A 20,808-nucleotide genomic window follows, 5' to 3' on the forward strand; every position below is an offset into this window, starting at 1 on the left:
AAGTCGCTATGCGGTGCCGGCTGTGGCGTCAGCCAAAATAAAGTCGGCACCGATATCGGCAATAACCATGGTCGGTGCATTGGTGTTGCCACTGATGACCGTTGGCATAATCGAGGCATCGACCACACGTAAGCCCTGAACACCTCTCACACGCAACTGGGCATCTACCACCGCATCCTGATCATTACCCATGCGACAGGTTGAGGTTGGATGATAAATCAGTCCACAATGTCGGTAGATACGCTCGAGTAACTCTTCCTGACTCTCCGTTACGCCAGGTAAGATTTCGCCGCCATTATGCTCAGCCATAGCTGGTTGTGCCATGATTTCACGAATTTGTTCGACGCCTGAGAGCAGCGCCTGACGATCACTCTCATTCTTGAGAAAGTCATAGGTAAAACCGGGGGCTTTGCGAATATCACTGCTATGCAAATATAAGCGGCCACGCGCTTCGGGGCGCAGCACACACACATGGCAGGCGAAACCGTGTTGGAAGGCAGCGGTTAAGTCATAGCCGCTGTCATCAAACCGCGTGGGCACCACGTGTAATTGTAGGTCGGGTGTCGCAATCTTGGGATCGCTGCGCAAGAAGCCCCCGACCTCTGCGGGTGGATGGGCGAGTGCACCGTCACGCGAGCGCCAATATTTAAGTGTCTGTCCGGCGAGCTTACCTAAACCGATAGGACCCAGGCTCAAACTGTCCTTTTTAGCGTTGCGGTAGTGCACGAGTACGTCTACGTGCTCTTGCAAGTTAGCGCCTACAGCGGGTCGATCGACAATGTTAGTAATACCGTGGCGGCGCAGCTCTTCTGGGCAGCCGATGCCGGAGAGCATTAACAGCTGTGGTGAGTGAAAGGCGCCGGCGCTCAGAATAACCTCGCGTTTGGCGGTTAAATGCTCGAGCTGGGTGCCTTTACGCAGCAATACGCCATCTGCGCGTTGCTGTTTAAAGCTAACGCGCTCGACTTGAGCATTGGTGAAGACTGTCAAATTAGAACGCTCTTGCGCGGGCTCTAAAAATGCCCGCCGTGTGCCAAAGCGCTCGCCCTTGTGGATAGTAAACTGAAAAGCACCGACACCATAAAGCTCGGCGCCATTAAAATCACGATTATGCGGGATCCCAGCTTGCTCAGCAGCTTTGATAAACTGTTTTGAGACTTGGTAGTAGGGCTCAACGTCACTGACGTGGAGCGGGCCTTGGTCGCCATGAAAGTCATCAGCACCGCGGACATTGTTTTCGATACCTTTGAAACGTTCAAGCACTGCGGGCCATGCCCAATCATCGCTACTTACGCTCGCCCAATGGTCATAATCACTCGGCGCGCCGCGCGTATATATCATGGCATTAATCGCGCTACTGCCGCCTAAGCCCTTTCCCCGGGGGGTATACAGACCTTTGCCTTGGCGGAGGTGTTGATCTTCACTACGCAGCATCCAGTTCACGCGTTTGTTATGCATCATCGCCGCCACACCACCTGGCATGGTAATAAAAGCTGACTTACCACTCCCACCCGCTTCTAGCAGCGCCACTTTATACTCTCCACAGCGCGATAAGCGTTCAGCCAATACGCAACCGGCGCTACCGCCGCCGACAATGATGAAGTCAAAAGTGGTGCTGGGCATGGCTATAAGCTCTCCACGTAGCGATAGAGATCTTTCAGTAATGCCTGTTTGCGTGGGTCATTACTCACGTTTTCGGCACATTGCTCGAGTTCGAATAGAAATGCTTCTGCAGAGAGGGCTTTGGGCAATGGCTCGGTCAAGCGTTGCTGGCAAAACAAGCGCCAACGTTGGAGTTCTTGATCGGTCAAAGTAGCAGGGTAGTTACGCGCACGATAACGAAACAGCATCTCTGGTAGACGGTCATCGCTAAAATTAAGCTGCAGTGCGGCTAACTGTTGGGGCTCTGTATTACGAATGATCGCCATCGTAGAGCGATCTTGGTCGCTAAAAAACGTCCCGCTGTACAATTGTAGTTCCGGGTCTTTTGGCCCCTCTGCGCTGTTATCAAAGCGTAGGCTCTCGATCAGGCGTTCTCGTAACTCAGGTTGTCCGGCAAGCCATTGCGCGCGTTCGTGCATCTCCGCTAGCGGCAACTGCCAGCGTTCTTGTACCGCTGGGGTGAGTACTTTTTCGGGAGCGAGGAAAGGGCAGCGATTTAACATGAGTTGCTGCGCACCATAGATGCCCCAATGCTCGCTTTGGCGCTGTTCGCGTTTGGCAAAACGACGTTCTTGCAATTGGTCGACGCTCAGCCCAAGTAGCTCACGGGGATCCTCTCGCAGGTTCCAGTAAACCAAGGCATTTGGGTTATCCTCTTGGAACGCAAGCGGCATGATAAGTGACAAGCAACCGTTGTTGGTCCCGTAAAAGCCAGCAACATGCACCAGCGGCGTGAAGTTAACTAAGTCGACAAGAGGTTTCAGCGCCTGTTTGCGCCGGATGCCATAGGCATAATCAAATAGCTTAGGTTGCGCCTGCTTCAGTAGTTTGGCGATAGCGATGGTGGCATAAACATCCGCCATCGCGTCATGGGCTTGACCATGATCAATACCGTTGGCTTTCGTCAAATGTTCTAGGCGCATGCTGACCTGACCGGCTTCGTTGGTTGGCCACTCGATGCCGTCGGGGCGCAACGCATAGCAAGCGCGCACCACATCAATCAAATCCCAACGGGAGTTGTTTTGTTGCCACGTGTGCGCATAAGGGTCAATGAAGTTACGATAAAACAGATGACGGGTGACTTCGTCGTCAAAGTTCACCGAGTTATAGCCAACAATGGTGGTGTGCGGGACATTAAATTCGGCGGCAATTTTGCCAGCAAACGAGGTTTCATTCATGCCCTGTTTCAGCGCATGTTGCGGGGTAATGCCAGTGATCAACACAGCCTGCGGGTGGGGCAGGAAATCCGGCGTCGGTTGACTGTAAATTGTTAGGGGCCGTCCACTTGGCTCAAGTGCAAGGTTGGTGCGCAGTCCAGCGAACTGCGCGGGGCGGTCTACTTGTGGGTTTGCGCCCCACGTTTCATAGTCGTGCCAATAAAAAGTTTCTTCTGTCATATCAGGCGTTTCAAGGCTTACTGTGGTTTTTAAGCAGACTACCTGAATGCGGTCATTGCCGCAATTACTGCGCTTAATGTCCGTGTAAGCGCTGGCGGGGTAATCGCAAGCATGGCAGGATAGATGACCTATCGTTAGAAACTTTTGGGACTTTTAAAATGACAAAGTTATCAACGCTTTTACCTGCTATGTTACTGGCTGCGGGCTTAAACGCGCCAGCTTTTGCCGCCGAAGATGCACCTTTCTCAATTGCGATTCATGGTGGTGCCGGCACCATCACGAGAGCTGACCTTTCGGCTGAACAAGAAGCCGCATATCAAGCGAAATTAACCGAAGCGTTGAACGCCGGGCATGCGATTCTAGCGGCTGGCGGAACAAGTATGGATGCCGTGGTGGCGGCCATTCAGATCATGGAAGAATCGCCCTTATTTAATTCGGGGCGAGGCGCCGTCTATACCTTTGATGGTGAGCATGAACTAGATGCCTCGATCATGGATGGTGCAAGCCTCGAGGCGGGGGCTGTTGCCGGCGTGAAAACGGTGAAAAGTCCGATTGCATTGGCGCGTGCGGTGATGGAAAAGTCCGTACATGTGATGCTTTCTGGTGCTGGGGCGGAACAATTTGCCCAAGAGCAGGGCCTAGAATTGGTCGATAACAGCTATTTTAATACGGAACGCCGTTTCGAACAGCTCGAGCGGGCCCGCGAGAAACTCGGCGTTGCTGACAAGCAAGCGTACTTAGCGCTGGATGATAAATATAAAATGGGTACCGTTGGCGCGGTTGCGCTCGACCAGCATGGCAACCTAGCTGCAGCAACCTCGACCGGAGGCATGACCGCGAAACGTTATGGCCGTATCGGCGATTCACCGATTATTGGCGCCGGCACTTGGGCCGACAATGCGAGCTGCGCGGTTTCGGCGACCGGTCATGGCGAGTATTTTATTCGCTATCATGTGGCGGCCGATATTTGTAGCCGCGTGAAATATCTTGAGCAGTCTGTTGTTGAAGCAGGCGATGCAGTCATTCATGACGTACTGTTGCCCGCAGGCGGTACGGGCGGTGTCATTATTGTCGATGCCGAAGGCAATGTGCATATGCCTTTCAATACTGAAGGGATGTACCGTGCAAGTCGCGTCGGTAATGGCGAGATTAACGTTGCGATCTACAAAGATTGACTATACTTAACCTTAGGTTTCTCAAGATCTTGAGGTAAGTGTCATGCAGTCAATGAAAGTTGAAGATTTTATGCATCGTCGTCCTGTTGTGTTTACCGAGGATTTGCCTATTGAGGCAGCAGTAGAACGCTTACTGCAATCGCGGCAACGCGGTGGTCCTGTGGTGGACACTGAGCAAAAGGTCATCGGCTTTTTATCTGAGCAGGACTGCCTCGCGGCGATGCTGCGCGATACTTACCATAAAGAGCTTTCGGCGAATGTCAGTGATTGCATGTATCGCGGCGAAGTATTGAGTGTCTTCGCTGATGAGTCAATCACTGACGTTGCGCAGCGCATGGATGCGAAGAAGCCTAAAGTCTATCCAGTACTTGACGGTGATACCAAGCAACTTGTCGGTGTTATAACGCGTACCGATGTACTCGCTGCAATCGACCAATACTACCAAGATTCCTATCGGCGCCGTTAACAAGCGGCGCTCGCGCTGCTAAACTAGCGGTTTCCTAGAAGTAACTTCTGCCAAGAGTCGGGATTCCGCGTGCACACGAGCATTTCATTTCCAAGCGATTTACCGGTCGTTCAAGCAAAAACTGAGATTCAAAATGCGATTCGTGATCATCAGGTGGTGATTGTGGCGGGGGAGACAGGCTCCGGTAAAACGACCCAGCTGCCTAAAATGTTGCTAGAGCTTGGCTATGGGCGGGCTGCAGAGGGTACGGTGATTGGTCATACCCAGCCACGGCGTTTGGCTGCGCGAAGTGTAGCACAACGTATTGCGGATGAATTGCAAACGCCACTCGGCGATAAAGTCGGTTATAAGGTGCGCTTTCAAGACCAAACCGCGACGACCACGGCAATCAAGCTGGTGACCGACGGAATGTTGCTGGCCGAACTTCAAAACGATCGGTTACTGAAAAAGTATGATGCGTTAATAATCGATGAGGCCCATGAGCGAAGCCTGAATATTGATTTTCTTTTGGGTGTGGTGGCGAAAATATTGCCGCAGCGCCCCGATCTCAAGTTAATAATTACCTCGGCAACCATCGAAACCGAGCGTTTTGCCAAACATTTCGGTAATGCTCCGGTTATTTCAGTCAGCGGCCGCACCTATCCGGTCGAAGTGCGCTACCGGCCCCTCGAGGGCGAGGACGATAGCGGTGATGTGGTGCAAGGGGTGTGTGATGCAGCACAAGAGCTCTACCGTGAAGCCAGTGGTGATATTCTGGTTTTCGCGTCAGGCGAACGCGAAATTCGCGATTTTGCTGAGGCGCTGGCCGAGTTAGATTTACCGAACACTGAACTGTTGCCGCTGTTTGCACGGCTCTCATCTGCGGAGCAAAACCGCGTCTTTCAAAGTCACAGCACGCGGCGTATTGTCATTGCGACCAACGTTGCCGAGACATCACTTACCGTGCCAGGCATTCGCTATGTGATTGACCCCGGTACGGCGCGTATCAGCCGCTATAGCTACCGCACCAAGGTGCAACGCTTACCGATTGAGAAGATATCGCAAGCCAGTGCCAACCAGCGTATGGGGCGCTGTGGTCGGGTGGCTCCGGGTATCTGCATACGGCTTTACAGCGAAGATGATTTTCTGCAACGCGCTGAATATACCGAACCGGAGATCCTTCGCACGAATTTAGCGGCGGTTATCTTACAGATGACGGCAGCCAAATTGGGCGATATACGCAAGTTCCCCTTTATCGATCGTCCCGACGAGCGTTTCGTAAAAGATGGGATGAACCTGCTGCAAGAGCTGCATGCTTTGAAAGCAGGCGGAGCACGCGGCAAAAAGCGTGGCCGACGTCATAGCGGGCAAGGGCCCCAGTTGACGGCCTTAGGGCGCCAATTAGCGCTGCTCCCTATTGATCCACGTCTAGGTCGGATGGTACTGGCAGCGCGTGAATTGGGTTGTGTACGTGAAGTCATGGTCATTACCGCGGCGCTGAGTATTCAAGATCCGCGTGAGCGTCCGCAGCAGGCGCAACAAAAAGCGGATGAGTTTCATCAACGCTTCCATGACAAAGACTCGGATTTTATGAGTTACCTGAAGTTATGGGAGTATTTGCGCGAGAAGCAACGGGCGCTCTCTAAGTCACAGTTTCGTAAGCAACTCAAAAGTGAGTTTTTGCACTTCTTGCGGGTGCGTGAGTGGCAAGACGTCTACAGTCAAATTCGCCAGACAGTGCGCGGCTTAGGCTTTAGCATAAACGAAGAGCCGGCGAGCTATGAAGCGGTGCATCGGGCGTTGCTGAGTGGTTTGCTTTCGCATCTTGGTAATAAGCAAGAAGGCCACGAGTTTTTAGGGGCTCGGAACCGCAAATTTTATGTTTTCCCAGGTTCGGGGTTATTCAAGAAGCCGCCAAAATGGGTGATGGCGGCCGAACTGGTGGAGACCAGTCGGTTGTTCGCGCGGGTTAACGCGCGTGTCGAGCCTGAATGGATTGAGCCTGCCGCCCAACATCTAGTGAAACGAAATTATTTTGAACCGCACTTTGCCAAAAAGTCGGGTTCGGTGGTGGCCGATGAGCAAGTGACCTTATACGGCCTGATTATTGTGCCACGGCGCCGTGTTCAGTACGGTCCGGTAAACCCTGTTGAGGCGCGCGAGATATTCATCCGTGAGGCCTTGGTGAACGGAGAATTGCGACGCCAGTTGCCGTTTATCAAACATAATCAGCGTTTGATTACAGAAATTCGGGACCTAGAAGATAAGTCACGGCGCCGCGACATCTTGATAGACGACGAAGCTTTATTCCAAGCTTATGACCAGCATATTCCTTCAGGAATTTACAACGAGCAGCTGTTGGCGGGCTGGTGGCATAAAGCGGTGAAAGCGCAGGAAGGTCTACTGTACTTTCAGCGTGACGACCTGATGGCGCAAAGTGCCGAGCATATTACTGAGTTGGATTACCCTGATACTTGGCAGCAGGGCGATTTTACTTTGCCGCTGAGTTACCACTTTGAACCTAATGATCCACAAGATGGCGTAGCGGTGCATCTGCCGTTAACACTGGTTAATCAAATTCAAGATGAAGGTTTTGATTGGCAGGTACCGGCTTTACGTGAGCCGTTGGTTGTTGCTTGGATCAAGTCATTACCGAAAACGTTACGTCGCCACTTTGTGCCCGCGCCTAACTATGCCCAGGCATTTTTGCAAGATACTGGCGCAAAAGAGGCATTGCAGCGGCCTTTACTCGATTCTTTGAGCGACAAGTTACGGCGAATGTCAGGTGTGACCGTGCCGGAAGATGCCTGGGATGCGACGCAGATACCTGCGCACCTGCGCATGCGCTTTGTTATCGAAGACGAGCATGGCAAGACTGTGGCTGATGGGCGAGATCTGAACGCCTTACAACAGCAGCTACAAGGGCGCGTGCAACATGCGCTTCGTAAGGCCGTAGCGGAGCAACCGCAGGCAAAAGTTGCTTCAGACTGGGACTTTGGAACCCTACCAGAGATACGCGAGCGCCAGCAACGGGGCTATGCGGTAAAAGCTTATCCCGCGTTAGAGGTCAGCGAGGAGGGCGTGCGCGAAACCTTGTTCGACAAACCGGAGCAAGCTGCGCAAGCGCATCAACAAGCACTGCGTAAGTTACTGCAATTACAATTGCCATCACCGATGCGCTATTTACAACAGAATTTGTCGAATAAAGCCAAATTAGCGATGTATTACAATCCATGGGGCAAGGTCGATGCGTTGATTGGCGATTGTATTCAGGCTGCCTTGGATGAGCTTATCAATGCGCAAGAGATACGCGATGAAGCCAGTTTTCGACAGTTAGTCGAAACCGCGCGTGGTGAGTTGAATGAACGCGTCACCGCTATCGCTGAGCAGGTTGAGCCATGCCTACTGTTGACGCAAAAGATTCGTAAACAATTAAAAGGTTCAGTGCCACTTGATCAAATTCAAGCGCACGGCGACATTAAAGCTCAGCTTGAGCACTTGGTGTATCCAGGCTTTGTTAGCGCTGCTGGGGCAGAGCGGTTGGCGGATATCGAACGTTACTTGAAAGCAATCGAACGGCGACTTGAAAAGTTACCAGTGGATCCTAATCGCGATCGCTTGCATACCCTGACGCTTGAGAAGCTTGAGCGAAGTTACCAAGAACTGCTTGGAAAGTGGCCGAAGAACTTACCTCTGAGTGATGATTTGGTAGAGATACGCTGGATGTTAGAAGAGTTGCGGGTCAGCTTTTTTGCCCAGCAACTAGGAACCCGCTATCCGATCTCGGAAAAGCGGGTTCAGCAAGCTTTAAGCGGCGTAAAGCCCTAGGTTTTCACGCGCATAGGCTTCAAATTCGGTACAGCCACCAATGTGCTGCTCATCTACAAAGATTTGTGGCACGGTCTGTACCGGTGCGCCGACAGTCTTCTCTAAGTCGGCTTTGGTGATGCCTTCTTCGTGCATATCGATGTAGCGAAATTCGAAATCATCACGATCTTCAGTCAATTTCTCAGCGATTTGCACGGCACGGACGCAGAATGGGCAGCCAGGGCGGCCGAAAATTACTGTGAACATAGTTACTCCCACATTTGATAAATAGTTACAACGTATTGATGCTTATTTTGCCTGAAATCTAGCAAAGGTGCTAATGATCTGTATCTATTGAGCTAATCGGCCGTAACGATTAGTGGTCGATATCTAAATCGGATGCTGGGATGCAACAACAGGCTAGACACTCGCCGGGACGAACAATGGCCAGCGGTTCATTGATGTAGTCGATGTCACCACTGTTTACCTTGGTGCGACAGGCTCCGCAAAATCCGTCGCGGCAGTGAAAGCGTGTTTCGATGCCTGCAGCTTCCAAAGCTTCTAAAAGTGATCCTGCGGATGGATCAACGGTCAGCTCATGCTGACCGTTGACGCGTACTTTAAAAGTTTTGCTCATTGGCGTTACAGCTCGAAGTCTCCTAGATCAGAGGCACTCACAGAACTATCGATCTGGCCCACTAAATAGGAGGTGATTTCAGCTTCTTGTGGCGCAACTTGAACATTGTCAGAAACGAGATACTTGTTCATCCATGGCAAAGGATTACTACGCTGCTTGAAGGGAGCATCAAAGCCGATGGCTTCCATACGCATATTCGCTATATATTCAACGTATTGGCAGAGAATATCTTCATTCAAGCCAATCATTGAACCATGGCGGAATAAATAATGCGCCCACTCTTTTTCTTGCTCAACCGCTTTCATGAAAATCGCTAAGGCTTCTTCGCGTAGCTCTTCAGCGATCTCTTTCATTTCTGGGTCATCTTTACCGTATTGCCACAAGTTAAGGATGTTTTGTGTTGAGACGAGATGTAGGTTTTCATCACGGGCAATCAAACGAATGATTTTCGAGTTACCTTCCATCAAATCACGCTCAGCAAAAGCGAACGTACAGGCGAAGCTCACATAGAAGCGAATCGCTTCTAGCGCATTCACCGAGTTGATGCACAAGAAAAGTTTTTTCTTGAGATTACGCATAGTGACGTTATGAACTTCACCATCAACCTCGATTTCACCTTCACCATGGGTTTGCCATAGCTGCGTGTAGAAAATCAGGTCATCGTAATACTGTGAAATATCATTCGCACGCTTCTGAATTTCTTCGTTAATCACGATGTCTTCAAAAACCTGGCTCGGATCGGTGAAGAGGTTTCGAAGAATATGCGTATAAGAGCGCGAATGAATCGTCTCAAAAAACGACCAGGTTTCAATCCAGGTTTCGAGTTCTGGAATCGAAACGATCGGTAATAACGCGATATTCGGACTACGTCCTTGCACCGAGTCGAGCAGTGTTTGGTATTTAAGATTAGAAATAAAAATATGCTTTTCGCTGTCGGTTAGCCCTTGGAAGTCGACACGGTCACGACTTACATCGACTTCTTCAGGACGCCAGAAAAAGCTAATTTGTTTCTCGATGAGCTTTTCAAAAACATTGTGTTTTTGCTGATCATATCGCGCTACGTTCACCGAGTTACCAAAGAACATCGGCTCCTGTAGTGGGTTGATCTGATTTTTATTAAACGTTGAATAACTCATGCTGTTAGCGCCTTATTGTTAGATTTTACATGCGCCGCCGGCACAATCGTCATCTTCTTCAGTGACGGCCACGGTCGCTTGTTGATTCTCTTGTTCACGCTGTTTAGCGTCGACTTTATCGCGCAAGTCAACTTGGTTGTCCGATGCACCATCGCGGGTGTTGTGGTAGTACAGCGTTTTTACCCCGAGTTTGTATGCATAGAGCAAATCTTGTAGCAATTGCTTCATCGAAACTTTGCCACCTTCAAACTTACTTGGGTCGTAGTTGGTATTGGCCGAAATCGTTTGGTCAACGAACTTCTGCATGATACCTACGAGTTCTAAGTAACCCTTGTTATTTGGAATCGTCCATAACAACTCATAGGCATCTTTCAGGTGTTCGTAGTCAGGTACGACTTGTTTGGTTACACCATCCTTTGAAGCTTTAATACTGATATGACCGCGCGGCGGTTCAATACCGTTGGTGGCATTGGAAATCTGCGAAGAAGTCTCCGACGGCATCAGTGCTGACAGCGTGGAGTTACGCATACCATACTTTTTGATGTCAGCACGTAACTGGTCCCAATCGAGTTGGTAAGGTTCGTTACATACTGCATCAAGATCTTTCTTGTAAGTATCGATCGGCATAATACCCTGAGCGTACGTCGTTTCGTTGAATTTAGGACATGCGCCCATTTCTTTCGCCAAATTCATCGAAGCTTTCATCAAGTAGTATTGAATCGCTTCAAAGGTGCGGTGAACGAGGCCGTTAGCTGAACCGTCTGAATAGCGCACACCGTTCTTCGCCAAGTAGTAAGCAAAGTTAATGACGCCAATACCGAGGGTACGACGACCCATGGTCGCATTACGCGCTGCTGGCACTGGGTATTCTTGATAATCGAGTAAGCTATCAAGGGCGCGCACTGCTAATTCGGCCATTTCCTCGAGGTCTTCAAGTGACTTGATAGCACCTAAGTTAAAGGCTGAAAGCGTACACAGAGCAATTTCACCTTCTTCGTCGTTAACGTGGGCCAATGGCTTCGTTGGCAAGGCGATTTCCAAGCACAGGTTACTTTGGCGAATTGGCGCGACCTTAGGATCAAATGGACTGTGGGTGTTGCAGTGGTCGACGTTTTGCAAGTAAATACGGCCCGTGCTCGCACGTTCTTGCATGAACAAGCTGAACAGTTCGATCGCTTTGATACGCTTCTTACGAATGGAGTCGTCGTTTTCGTACTGCACATAAAGACGCTCAAATTCGTTTTGGTCAGCGAAGAATGCATCGTAGAGCCCAGGACAATCGGATGGGCTAAACAAGGTGATGTAGTCATCTTTTACGAGGCGCTGATACATCAAACGGTTGAACTGCACGCCGTAGTCAAGATGACGTACACGGTTTTCTTCAACACCGCGGTTGTTCTTCAGAACCAGTAAGCTCTCAACTTCTAAGTGCCAAACTGGGTAGAAGAGGGTGGCAGCACCGCCACGGACACCGCCTTGCGAACAGCTCTTAACTGCTGTTTGGAAGTATTTATAGAACGGGATGCAACCGGTGTGGAAAGCCTCACCGCCGCGAATCGGACTGCCGAGTGCACGGATACGACCTGCATTAATACCGATACCGGCGCGCTGTGACACGTATTTAACGATGGCACTTGCGGTCGCGTTGATAGAATCGAGACTATCGCCCGCTTCAATTAATACGCACGAGCTAAACTGCCGTGTCGGGGTACGAACCCCCGACATGATCGGCGTTGGTAGCGAAATTTTGAACATTGAAGTCGCGTCGTAGAACCGCTTAACATAGTCCAAGCGCGTTTCACGCGGGTAGTTGGCAAATAAGCATGCCGCCACGAGAACATAGAGGAATTGAGCGCTCTCAAAGATTTCACCCGTCACGCGGTTTTGTACCAGGTACTTGCCCTCGAGCTGCTTCACTGCCGCGTAAGAGAAGTTAAGGTCACGTGAATGGTCAATGAAACCATTCATTTGCTCAAACTCTTCCGCGCTGTAGTCGTCTAAAAGATGTTTATCATAACGTCCGCTAGCGACCATTGATTTGACTTGGTCATACAGGTGCGGTGGTTCGAACTCACCGTAAGCAAGTTTCCGCAAATGGAAAATCGCTAAGCGTGCAGCGAGATATTGATAGTCTGGCGCATCTTCTGAAATAAGATCGGCCGCCGCTTTAATAATGGTTTCATGAATGTCTTCAGTTTTGATGCCGTCGTAAAACTGAATACGTGATTTGATTTCAACCTCTGAAACCGAGACATTGTCGAGGCCTTCAGCAGCCCAACTGATCACGCGATGGATTTTATCGAGGTCAAGAGGTTCACGTTCACCACTGCGTTTAGTAACAAAAAGCTTTTGATTCATGCGGCGCACCCACCAATTTATCGTTATGTTTCTTTGTTGGTACCACAAGATATGGGTATGGAATAGGCATTCCGTGTGAAAAATACACAATATCTTGGGTTGGATAGATGCTATGTATGCTAGCACTTATCGCATGGGGATCAAGCGTGATTTTGTTATTTTACTAGAGCAAAAGTCGGCGTGTAATCGTAAGTCTTTCGCAAGGTCTTGTGCTTCAAGACTTTCCGCAAAAGCAAGCACTAAAAATTTTTTATAAATAACTTTTTGCTCTTATAAATGCGTTGCTAATAGATCAACGCTCTAAGCTAGATGAATCAACGCCTACACAAGATATAGTGACGATGAAAGGTCCGCCGTCTAAATATGGTGTTTGTTTAGAAAATCGAGCAATTCGATAGGTTGCTGAATTTCCATATCAGCGCCCCACAATTCAGGTGTGTCACTAGCGATAAAATAGCCGTAGCGCGCTAATACGGTTTGCATGCCGGCCGCGCGTCCGGCAATGATGTCCCGCTCCGCATCACCGACGTACCAGCAGCGGGTCGGATCGACGTTAAGCATTGCGGCGGCATGTAAGATAGGGGCAGGGTCAGGTTTAGCGACCGGGAGCGTGTCACCGCCCACGCGCACCTTAATTGCTTCTAACTCAGGAAAGTAGGGCATCAATTGCTCGGTGAGCCCTGCTGGCTTATTGGTAACAATTGCGGTTTGCAGTCCATGCTTATGGAGCGACGCAAGAACCTCCTTTACGCCCTCATAAAGTTTAGTCTGGGCGACAATAGCGGCACTGTAGTGGCTTAAGAAGCGCTCGCGTAGATAGCTTTTGCGTGCTTGGAAGTCTGCGCCGTAAGCGAACTCCAGTAGACCTCTTGAACCATGCGATGCCAATGCTTGTGCTACCTCCGGACCGACCGGTTGACGGCCTTCCTCAAGCAGCACTGCATTAAGAGCCGCGCCCATGTCCGCTGCGGTATCGAGGAGCGTTCCGTCCAGGTCAAAGAGAACTGCTTCTACTTTATTACTCATGCGTCAGTGGTTTCACTCGTTGGCATACGCAGCGCGACAATGTAATTGACGTCGACATTGCTGGGGTCAAGATAAAAACCGCGCCAAGGTAAGTAGTGCATACCTGTCATCGCGAGTGGTTTGGCGCCAACAGCATCGGTCATACGCAATAGTTCTGCCGGTTGAATAAATTTAGCGTGTTCGTGCGTACCTTTCGGCACCCAACGCAGCACATACTCGGCGGCGACAATGCCTAGCAACCACGACTTCACATTGCGATTGAGTGTCGAGAAGACCAAGGTGCCACCTGGTTTTACGAGCTTAGCCGCGGCTTGCACGATACTTTCAGGATGAGGTACGTGCTCCAACATCTCGAGACAGGTAACGAGGTCAAAACTATCGGCGTGCTGTTCGGCAAAGGTCTCCGCCGCTACGCAATGATAGTCAATACTGAGTTGGCTCTCTAAGGCATGTAATCGAGCCACCTGCAGTGACTGCTCGGCCAAATCGATACCAGTGACTTGTGCGCCTTCTCGCGCTAAGGCTTCGGTCACTAATCCACCACCGCAGCCGATATCGAGCACGCGTTTGCCAAACACGCCGTCACACTGCTGCTGGATAAAATCGACACGCAACGGGTTAATAAGGTGGAGCGGTTTGAATTCGCCCTCAGGATCCCACCAACGGGAGGCAAGGGCACTGAATTTTTCAATTTCTTTCAGATCAACGTTGTCGGATTGCGCCATAGTACTTCTGCTTCGTGAAAAAACTCGGTACAGTGTACTCAAGCTAGCGACGCAAAAAAAGCACAACTCAAAATGCGTCGGAAAAAAGGATGCGAGGGCGCAGCGCTAAGGGTACAATGATGCGCCTAAGACAATTATAAGAAAGACAGATCGTTTAGGGATATAACTATGAGTGATCTCGCCAGAGAAGTCGTTCCGGTCAATATTGAAGATGAACTGAAAAGTTCCTACCTCGACTATGCCATGAGTGTCATTGTCGGCCGGGCCTTGCCAGATGTGCGTGATGGTTTGAAACCTGTGCACCGCCGCGTTTTGTTCGCCATGAACGAGTTACGCAATGACTACAACAAACCTTATAAAAAGTCGGCCCGTATTGTCGGTGACGTGATCGGTAAATATCACCCGCATGGTGATAGCGCGGTCTACGACACCATCGTGCGTATGGCGCAACCGTTTTCACTACGCTACATGCTCGTTGATGGCCAAGGTAACTTTGGCTCGGTAGACGGTGATTCGGCAGCAGCAATGCGTTACACCGAAATCCGTATGGCGAAAATCGCCGCCGAATTATTGTCAGATCTCGACAAAGAAACCGTGGATTTCGTGCCTAACTATGATGGCACCGAGCAAATTCCAGATGTACTACCGACGCGTGTACCGAATCTACTCGTCAATGGTTCGTCAGGTATTGCCGTTGGTATGGCGACCAATATTCCGCCGCATAACCTAAGCGAAGTCATTGATGGCTGTTTGGCCATGATTGATAACAATGACATCACCGTCGAAGAGCTGATGGAATATATTCCTGGTCCAGACTTTCCGACTGCAGCAACGATTTCAGGTCGTGCGGGTATTGTAGAAGCCTATAAAACGGGCCGTGGTCGTATCCACTTGCGCGCCAAAGCGGAAATCGAGACCGACGCAAACGGTCGCGAAGCGATTATCGTTAACGAGATCCCTTATCAAGTTAACAAAGCAAAACTTATCGAAAAAATTGCTGAGCTGGTCAAAGAAAAGCGCCTCGAAGGCATCAGTGGCCTGCGTGATGAATCAGACAAAGACGGTATGCGTATCGTCATCGAGCTGAAGCGTGGCGAAGTGGGCGAAGTTATTTTGAACCATCTTTATGCCAACACCCAAATGCAAGTGGTGTTTGGTATCAATATGGTTGCGCTTGATAAGAATCAGCCGCGCCTGTTCAATTTACGCGACATGCTGGACTGTTTTATCCTTCACCGCCGTGAAGTGGTCACCCGTCGCTCGGTGTATGAATTACGCAAAGCGCGTGAGCGTGCACACATCCTTGAAGGTCTTGCGATTGCGCTAGCGAATATCGACGAAGTCATCGAACTGATCCGTCGCTCGCAAACCGCTGCCGAAGCAAAAGCAGGACTGATCGGTCGTTCGTGGGTCCTTGGTGACGTAGCGAGCATGTTAGAGCGGGCCGGCGTTGATGCCGCGCGCCCAGACCATCTCGACCCGCAGTACGGTATTCGTGATGGCCAATACTTCCTCACCGAAGAGCAAGCGCAAGCTATTCTTGACTTACGCTTACATAAGCTCACCGGCCTCGAACACGAGAAGATCCTTGATGAATACAAAGGTCTGTTGCAACAAATCGAAGAGTTGCTGCATATCTTGAATAGTTCTGAGCGCTTGATGGAAGTAATTCGCGAAGAACTCGAGAAGGTTAAAGCGGAGTACGGCGATGCTCGCCGGACAGAAATCACTGCCGCAGCACATGACATCTCGATGGAAGATTTGATTAACGAAGAAGACGTGGTGGTGACCCTGTCGCACCACGGCTACGTGAAATATCAGCCGCTTACCGAATACGAAGCGCAGCGTCGTGGTGGTAAAGGTAAGGCGGCAACGAAGATGAAAGACGAAGACTTCATCGAGCGCTTATGGGTTGCTAACACCCACGATACGATTTTGTGCTTCTCGACCCGAGGTCGCATTTATTGGATGAAAGTCTATCAGTTGCCGCTGGCGACCCGCACCTCGCGTGGCCGTCCGATCGTCAACTTATTGCCGCTTGAAGCCGATGAGCGCATAACAGCTATCTTACCGACCCGTGACTATCCAGAAGATAAATTTATCTTGATGGCAACGCGTAACGGTACTGTGAAAAAGACCCCGATGATTGACTACTCGCGTCCTCGTAGTGGCGGTATTATTGCACTGAATCTGAACGAAGGAGATGAGTTGATCGGCGTCGATATGACCTCGGCAGGCGACGAAGTCATGTTGTTCTCGGATGCAGGCAAAGTGGTCCGCTTTAGCGAAGATCAAGTACGCTCAATGGGGCGCACTGCGACTGGTGTTCGGGGGATTCGACTTGAAGAAGGCCAGCGTGTGGTGTCGCTGATTGTTCCGCGCACCATTGAAGATGAAGTTCCGACTATTCTGACAGTGACTGAAAATGGCTACGGTAAGCGCACTCCGATTACCGATTATCCAGCGAAGAGTCGCGCCACTAAAGGTGTGGTCTCGATCAAGGTCAGTGAGCGCAACGGTGCTGTTGTAGGTGCGATGGAAGTCGTCGATACCAACCAAATCATGCTGATCAGCAACAAAGGTACCTTGGTCCGCACCCGCGTCAACGAGGTTTCAATTGTCGGTCGTAACACCCAAGGTGTGCGCTTGATTCGCACCGGTGGTGACGAGAAAGTGGTCGGCATGCAACGGATTGACGACATTGATGAAGATGAAGTCCTCGACGGTGAAATGCTGGATGGCGAGTTGCCCGAGGAAGGTGCTGAGGCGAACGTAACCGACGACGCCGAGGCAAGCGACGACAACACCAATTCTGAGGAGTCATAAAGGCCTTATGTCAGCCCCGTATAATTTTTCTGCTGGTCCGGCGATGTTGCCAGCTGCTGTATTGCAACGCGCGCAAGAAGAACTAAGAAGTTGGCGGGGCTCGGGGATTTCGGTGATGGAAATCAGTCACCGTGATCCAGCCTTTATGCAGATGGCCTTCAAGGCCGAACAAGATTTGCGTGATTTGATGGCTATTCCCGATAACTACCAAGTGTTGTTTATGCATGGTGGTGGGCGTGGCCAGTTTACCGCGGTACCGCAGAATATCGCGGGCCCGAATGATACTGTTGACTACCTAAATGGCGGCATTTGGTCCGATTTTGCGATCCGTGAGGCGCAAAAATTTGTCGCCAAAGTGAATGTTATTGGCGGCGTTATCGATACTGATTTAGGCCGTGCGCTTACTCCAGTAGCGCAATGGCAATTGAGTGAAGACGCCGCTTACGTTCACTACTGTCCGAATGAGACCGTTGATGGCCTCGCTTTGCACACCATCCCTGAAGTCGCTGCGCCGTTAGTGGTTGATATGTCTTCGAACATTCTTTCAGAGCCATTACCCGTTGATAAATTTGGCATTATTTATGCCGGCGCGCAAAAGAACATTGGTCCGTCTGGTTTTGCTATAGCCATTGTTCGCGATGATTTGTTGGGCCGCGCACAAGGCACCACGTCAACGATTATGGACTACACAGTGCAAGCCAAAGAACGCTCAATGTACAACACCCCGAATACTTGGGCGTGGTATCTCTCTGGCTTGGTCTTTGAGTGGTTAAAAGAGCAAGGCGGCGTTGCTGCGATGGGCGAATTGAATCAGCGGAAAGCCAACCTGCTGTATCAGTATATTGACAGTTCTGACTTCTATTCGAATCCGGTACACCCTGACTTTCGTTCCAAAATGAACGTACCCTTCTTACTTGCCGACGCACAGCTCGATAGTGAGTTCCTTGCGCAAGCGGAAAAGCAAGGGCTGTTGGGGCTGAAGGGTCACCGTTATGTGGGTGGCATGCGCGCCAGTATATATAATGCGATGCCGCTTGAGGGTGTCGAAACACTCGTTAGCTTCATGCGTGAATTTGAACAAAAGCACGCTTAACGATTACTTCTTACTCGTAGATTTAACTATAAAAGAACAACGCTATGACGACTTTTGATGCGAAACAACTTGCCAATGTAGGCGTACGAAATCTGCAGCCATATCAAGCGGGTAAACCGATCGAAGAGCTTGAGCGCGAGCTTGGGATCAGTGACATTGTGAAACTTGCTTCGAATGAAAATCCACTCGGTTTAAGTTCAAAAGTGCGAGCTGCACTGCAAGATACACTTTCTGGGTTAGCGCGCTATCCAGACGCGAATGGTTTCTACTTGAAAGCGAAACTGGCCAAAAAGTTCGGTATCGCGGCAAATCAAATCACCTTAGGCAATGGCTCCAACGATTGCCTTGAATTGGTTGCCCGTACTTTTGTTAACGACAGCCATGAGGTGATCTTCTCGCAACACGCTTTTGTTGTCTATCCGCTAGTCACCCAAGCTATTGGTGCAAAGGGTGTTGCTGTGCCGGCGAAAGATTATGGTCATGACCTTGAGGCAATGCTGGCGGCGATTACTGACAAGACTCGGATGATTTTTATCGCAAACCCAAATAATCCGACGGGAACGTTTCTGACGACTGACGAACTTTCAGCGTTTCTTGCCAAGGTACCAGCCAATGTCTTGGTAGTGCTGGATGAAGCGTATTACGAGTACGTTAGTGAAGCAGAACGTGCGCCGTCATTCGAGTGGCTTGCGCAATACCCTAATCTATTAGTCAGCCGCACCTTTTCTAAAGCCTATGGCCTTGCGGGCTTGCGTGCTGGCTACATGGTCTCGCACCCAGAAGTGGCAGACTTAATGAACCGCGCGCGGCAGCCTTTCAATATGAACAGCTTAAGCTTACGTGCCGCTGAAGTTGCAATTGACGATGATGACTACTTGCAACAATCGGTCGCGGTCAACGCAGCAGGTATGGAACAGCTGGTGGCCTTTTGTGACAAGCATGGTTTACCGTATATCCCTTCGCACGGCAACTTTCTAACCATAGAAGTGGGTGATAATGCTGGCGAAATATACCAGCAATTATTGCAGGCCGGTGTCATTGTGCGGCCTGTCGCTGGTTATGAATTGCCACGCCATTTACGCGTGAGTATCGGCTTGCCTGAAGAAAACGAAGCCTTTATACGTGCTATGGAGCAATTGTTGTAACGTGGAAACGCTTGTCTTAAAGGGGCTATCGCGCTGTACCGGCGAGGTGGATTTGCCTGGCTCAAAGAGTATTGCCAACCGTGCATTATTGATGGCGGCGTTATGTGCCCCAGGGCAAGTAACAGAACTGCGCCACATGCTGCGCAGTGATGATACCGAACGTATGCTAGAGGCCCTGCGCGCCTTAGGCGTAGTGATTGAAGAGGTGACCCCGACTACGTTACGCGTGCTTGGCAACGGTGGACGCTGGACAGCGGCACCACGGCAGCTTTACCTCGGTAACGCAGGCACGGCAATGCGACCGCTCACCGCGGTGCTCGCAGCAACCCTGACACAGCCAATCGAATTAACCGGTGACGCACGCATGCAAGAGCGTCCGATCTTGGACCTGACGAAGGCATTGCAGCAAGCGGGTGCAGGTGTTCGCTTCTTGCAGACTGACGGCTATCCACCTTTAGTCCTAACACAAGCCATGCATGGCGGTACCGTGCAAGTGAACGGGAGCGCATCAAGTCAATACATCTCAGCACTTTTAATGGCTTTGCCGTTGTTAGCTGAGGATAGCGTGCTGGAACTAACCGGTACCGTGGTTTCGTGGCCTTATATCAAGCTTACCTTGGCAATGTTAGAAAGCTTTGGCATTGTTATCGAGCAAACTTCAGCACAACAGTTCGTGATTCGTGGCGGACAAACTTATACGAGTCCAGAGCGTTACTGGATTGAAGGTGATGCGAGTGCTGCGAGTTACTGGCTCGCAGCGGGTGTGTTAGGTGGTGGGCCACTGACACTGTACGGGGTGGGGCGCAAAAGTATTCAGGGCGACATTGCTTTTGTCGACTATCTTCGCAAGATGGGCGGTAACGTCGAGCTGCACGAAGAGTATGCAGTAGTGACGGGCGGCAAGCTAAAGGGCCTTGATGCCGATCTCAATGCCATTCCTGACGCGGCGATGACCTTTGCCACGTTAGCTTTGTTCGCCGAAGGTGAAACCTGTATTCGCAACATTGCCAATTGGCGTATCAAAGAAACTGATCGTTTGCATGCGATGGCCACCGAGTTACGCAAATGCGGGGCAACTGTCGAAGAAGGCGCAGACTTTATTCGCATACAGCCACCTGCGGAAATTCAGCACGGGCAGATTGCGACCTACGACGATCACCGTATGGCGATGTGCTTCTCACTGTTAGGATTTAGTGGTGCGGGTGTGACCATTGAAGACCCGCAGTGTTGCGCTAAAACCTATCCAAATTACTTTGCCGAGTTTGCCCGTTTGTGTGGGTAAAATCATGCTTTTACGCAAACTGTCATTAACTATTCTGTAAAGCTTCATCTAATTGAGATGCAATTTTCTGGCAAATCCGTATAATTGCGGCGCT

The 20,808-nt window shown here is 50.5% G+C and carries 15 protein-coding genes; 7 read left to right on the forward strand and 8 right to left on the reverse strand.

Features of this window, described 5'->3' with window-relative positions:
• Positions 1–6 precede the first annotated feature (6 nt).
• Complete coding sequence (locus CWE21_RS01020) at positions 7–1,623, reverse strand: GMC family oxidoreductase (protein WP_126832314.1); 1,617 nt, start codon at positions 1,621–1,623, stop codon at positions 7–9.
• Between the two features lie 2 nt (positions 1,624–1,625).
• Positions 1,626–3,059 carry an exodeoxyribonuclease I gene (gene sbcB, locus CWE21_RS01025; protein WP_126832316.1) on the reverse strand — a complete coding sequence of 478 codons (1,434 nt, stop codon included), beginning with the start codon at positions 3,057–3,059 and terminating at the stop codon, positions 1,626–1,628.
• A 158-nt stretch (positions 3,060–3,217) separates the two neighbouring features.
• Here sbcB and CWE21_RS01030 point away from each other — a divergent pair, with 158 nt between their 5' ends.
• The 3 genes from CWE21_RS01030 (at position 3,218) to hrpA (ending at position 8,507) form a co-directional block, all read left to right on the forward strand.
• Entirely contained in the window at positions 3,218–4,234 is a 1,017-nt protein-coding gene (locus CWE21_RS01030) for an isoaspartyl peptidase/L-asparaginase family protein (protein WP_126832318.1), read from the forward strand.
• Between the two features lie 43 nt (positions 4,235–4,277).
• Positions 4,278–4,700, forward strand: coding sequence for a CBS domain-containing protein (locus CWE21_RS01035; protein WP_126832319.1), 423 nt, complete (start codon positions 4,278–4,280; stop codon positions 4,698–4,700).
• Positions 4,701–4,769: 69 nt separating this feature from the next.
• A complete protein-coding gene (hrpA, locus tag CWE21_RS01040; protein WP_126832321.1) occupies positions 4,770–8,507 on the forward strand; it encodes an ATP-dependent RNA helicase HrpA in 3,738 nt (1,245 codons plus the stop codon).
• Here hrpA and CWE21_RS01045 read toward each other — a convergent pair.
• The 6 genes from CWE21_RS01045 to ubiG all read right to left on the reverse strand — a co-directional run bounded on the left by CWE21_RS01045 (position 8,487) and on the right by ubiG (position 14,368).
• Positions 8,487–8,753: a GrxA family glutaredoxin gene (locus CWE21_RS01045; protein WP_126832323.1), complete on the reverse strand. Its 267-nt coding sequence runs from the start codon at positions 8,751–8,753 to the stop codon at positions 8,487–8,489. The genes hrpA and CWE21_RS01045 overlap by 21 nt on opposite strands.
• 109 nt (positions 8,754–8,862) lie before the next feature.
• Positions 8,863–9,123, reverse strand: a complete 261-nt coding sequence (gene yfaE, locus CWE21_RS01050) for a class I ribonucleotide reductase maintenance protein YfaE (protein WP_126832325.1) — start codon at positions 9,121–9,123, stop codon at positions 8,863–8,865.
• 5 nt (positions 9,124–9,128) lie between these two features.
• Complete coding sequence (gene nrdB / locus CWE21_RS01055; RefSeq protein ID WP_126832327.1) at positions 9,129–10,259, reverse strand: class Ia ribonucleoside-diphosphate reductase subunit beta; 1,131 nt, start codon at positions 10,257–10,259, stop codon at positions 9,129–9,131.
• Between the two features lie 18 nt (positions 10,260–10,277).
• Positions 10,278–12,617, reverse strand: coding sequence for a class 1a ribonucleoside-diphosphate reductase subunit alpha (gene nrdA, locus CWE21_RS01060; RefSeq protein ID WP_126832329.1), 2,340 nt, complete (start codon positions 12,615–12,617; stop codon positions 10,278–10,280).
• 357 nt (positions 12,618–12,974) lie between these two features.
• The gene (locus CWE21_RS01065; RefSeq protein WP_126832331.1) at positions 12,975–13,643 is read right to left on the reverse strand and encodes an HAD family hydrolase; all 669 of its coding nucleotides are present in this window, start codon (positions 13,641–13,643) and stop codon (positions 12,975–12,977) included.
• Complete coding sequence (gene ubiG, locus CWE21_RS01070; RefSeq protein WP_126832333.1) at positions 13,640–14,368, reverse strand: bifunctional 2-polyprenyl-6-hydroxyphenol methylase/3-demethylubiquinol 3-O-methyltransferase UbiG; 729 nt, start codon at positions 14,366–14,368, stop codon at positions 13,640–13,642. Before ubiG ends, CWE21_RS01065 begins: the two co-directional genes overlap by 4 nt.
• 168 nt (positions 14,369–14,536) lie before the next feature.
• On the opposite strand from ubiG, the gene gyrA reads away from it, so the two are divergent.
• From gyrA to aroA, 4 genes are read left to right on the forward strand one after another with little or no spacing between them, the layout of a single operon-like run.
• Positions 14,537–17,194, forward strand: a complete 2,658-nt coding sequence (gene gyrA, locus CWE21_RS01075; RefSeq protein ID WP_126832335.1) for a DNA topoisomerase (ATP-hydrolyzing) subunit A — start codon at positions 14,537–14,539, stop codon at positions 17,192–17,194.
• Between the two features lie 7 nt (positions 17,195–17,201).
• Positions 17,202–18,287 carry a 3-phosphoserine/phosphohydroxythreonine transaminase gene (serC, locus tag CWE21_RS01080; RefSeq protein WP_126832337.1) on the forward strand — a complete coding sequence of 362 codons (1,086 nt, stop codon included), beginning with the start codon at positions 17,202–17,204 and terminating at the stop codon, positions 18,285–18,287.
• A 44-nt stretch (positions 18,288–18,331) separates the two neighbouring features.
• A complete protein-coding gene (gene hisC / locus CWE21_RS01085; protein WP_126832339.1) occupies positions 18,332–19,432 on the forward strand; it encodes a histidinol-phosphate transaminase in 1,101 nt (366 codons plus the stop codon).
• Between the two features lies 1 nt (position 19,433).
• Positions 19,434–20,714: a 3-phosphoshikimate 1-carboxyvinyltransferase gene (gene aroA / locus CWE21_RS01090; protein ID WP_126832341.1), complete on the forward strand. Its 1,281-nt coding sequence runs from the start codon at positions 19,434–19,436 to the stop codon at positions 20,712–20,714.
• Positions 20,715–20,808 lie beyond the last annotated feature (94 nt).

The organism is Pseudidiomarina aquimaris (assembly GCF_003987395.1).
In the GTDB taxonomy this organism is placed as follows: Bacteria; Pseudomonadota; Gammaproteobacteria; order Enterobacterales; family Alteromonadaceae; genus Pseudidiomarina; species Pseudidiomarina aquimaris.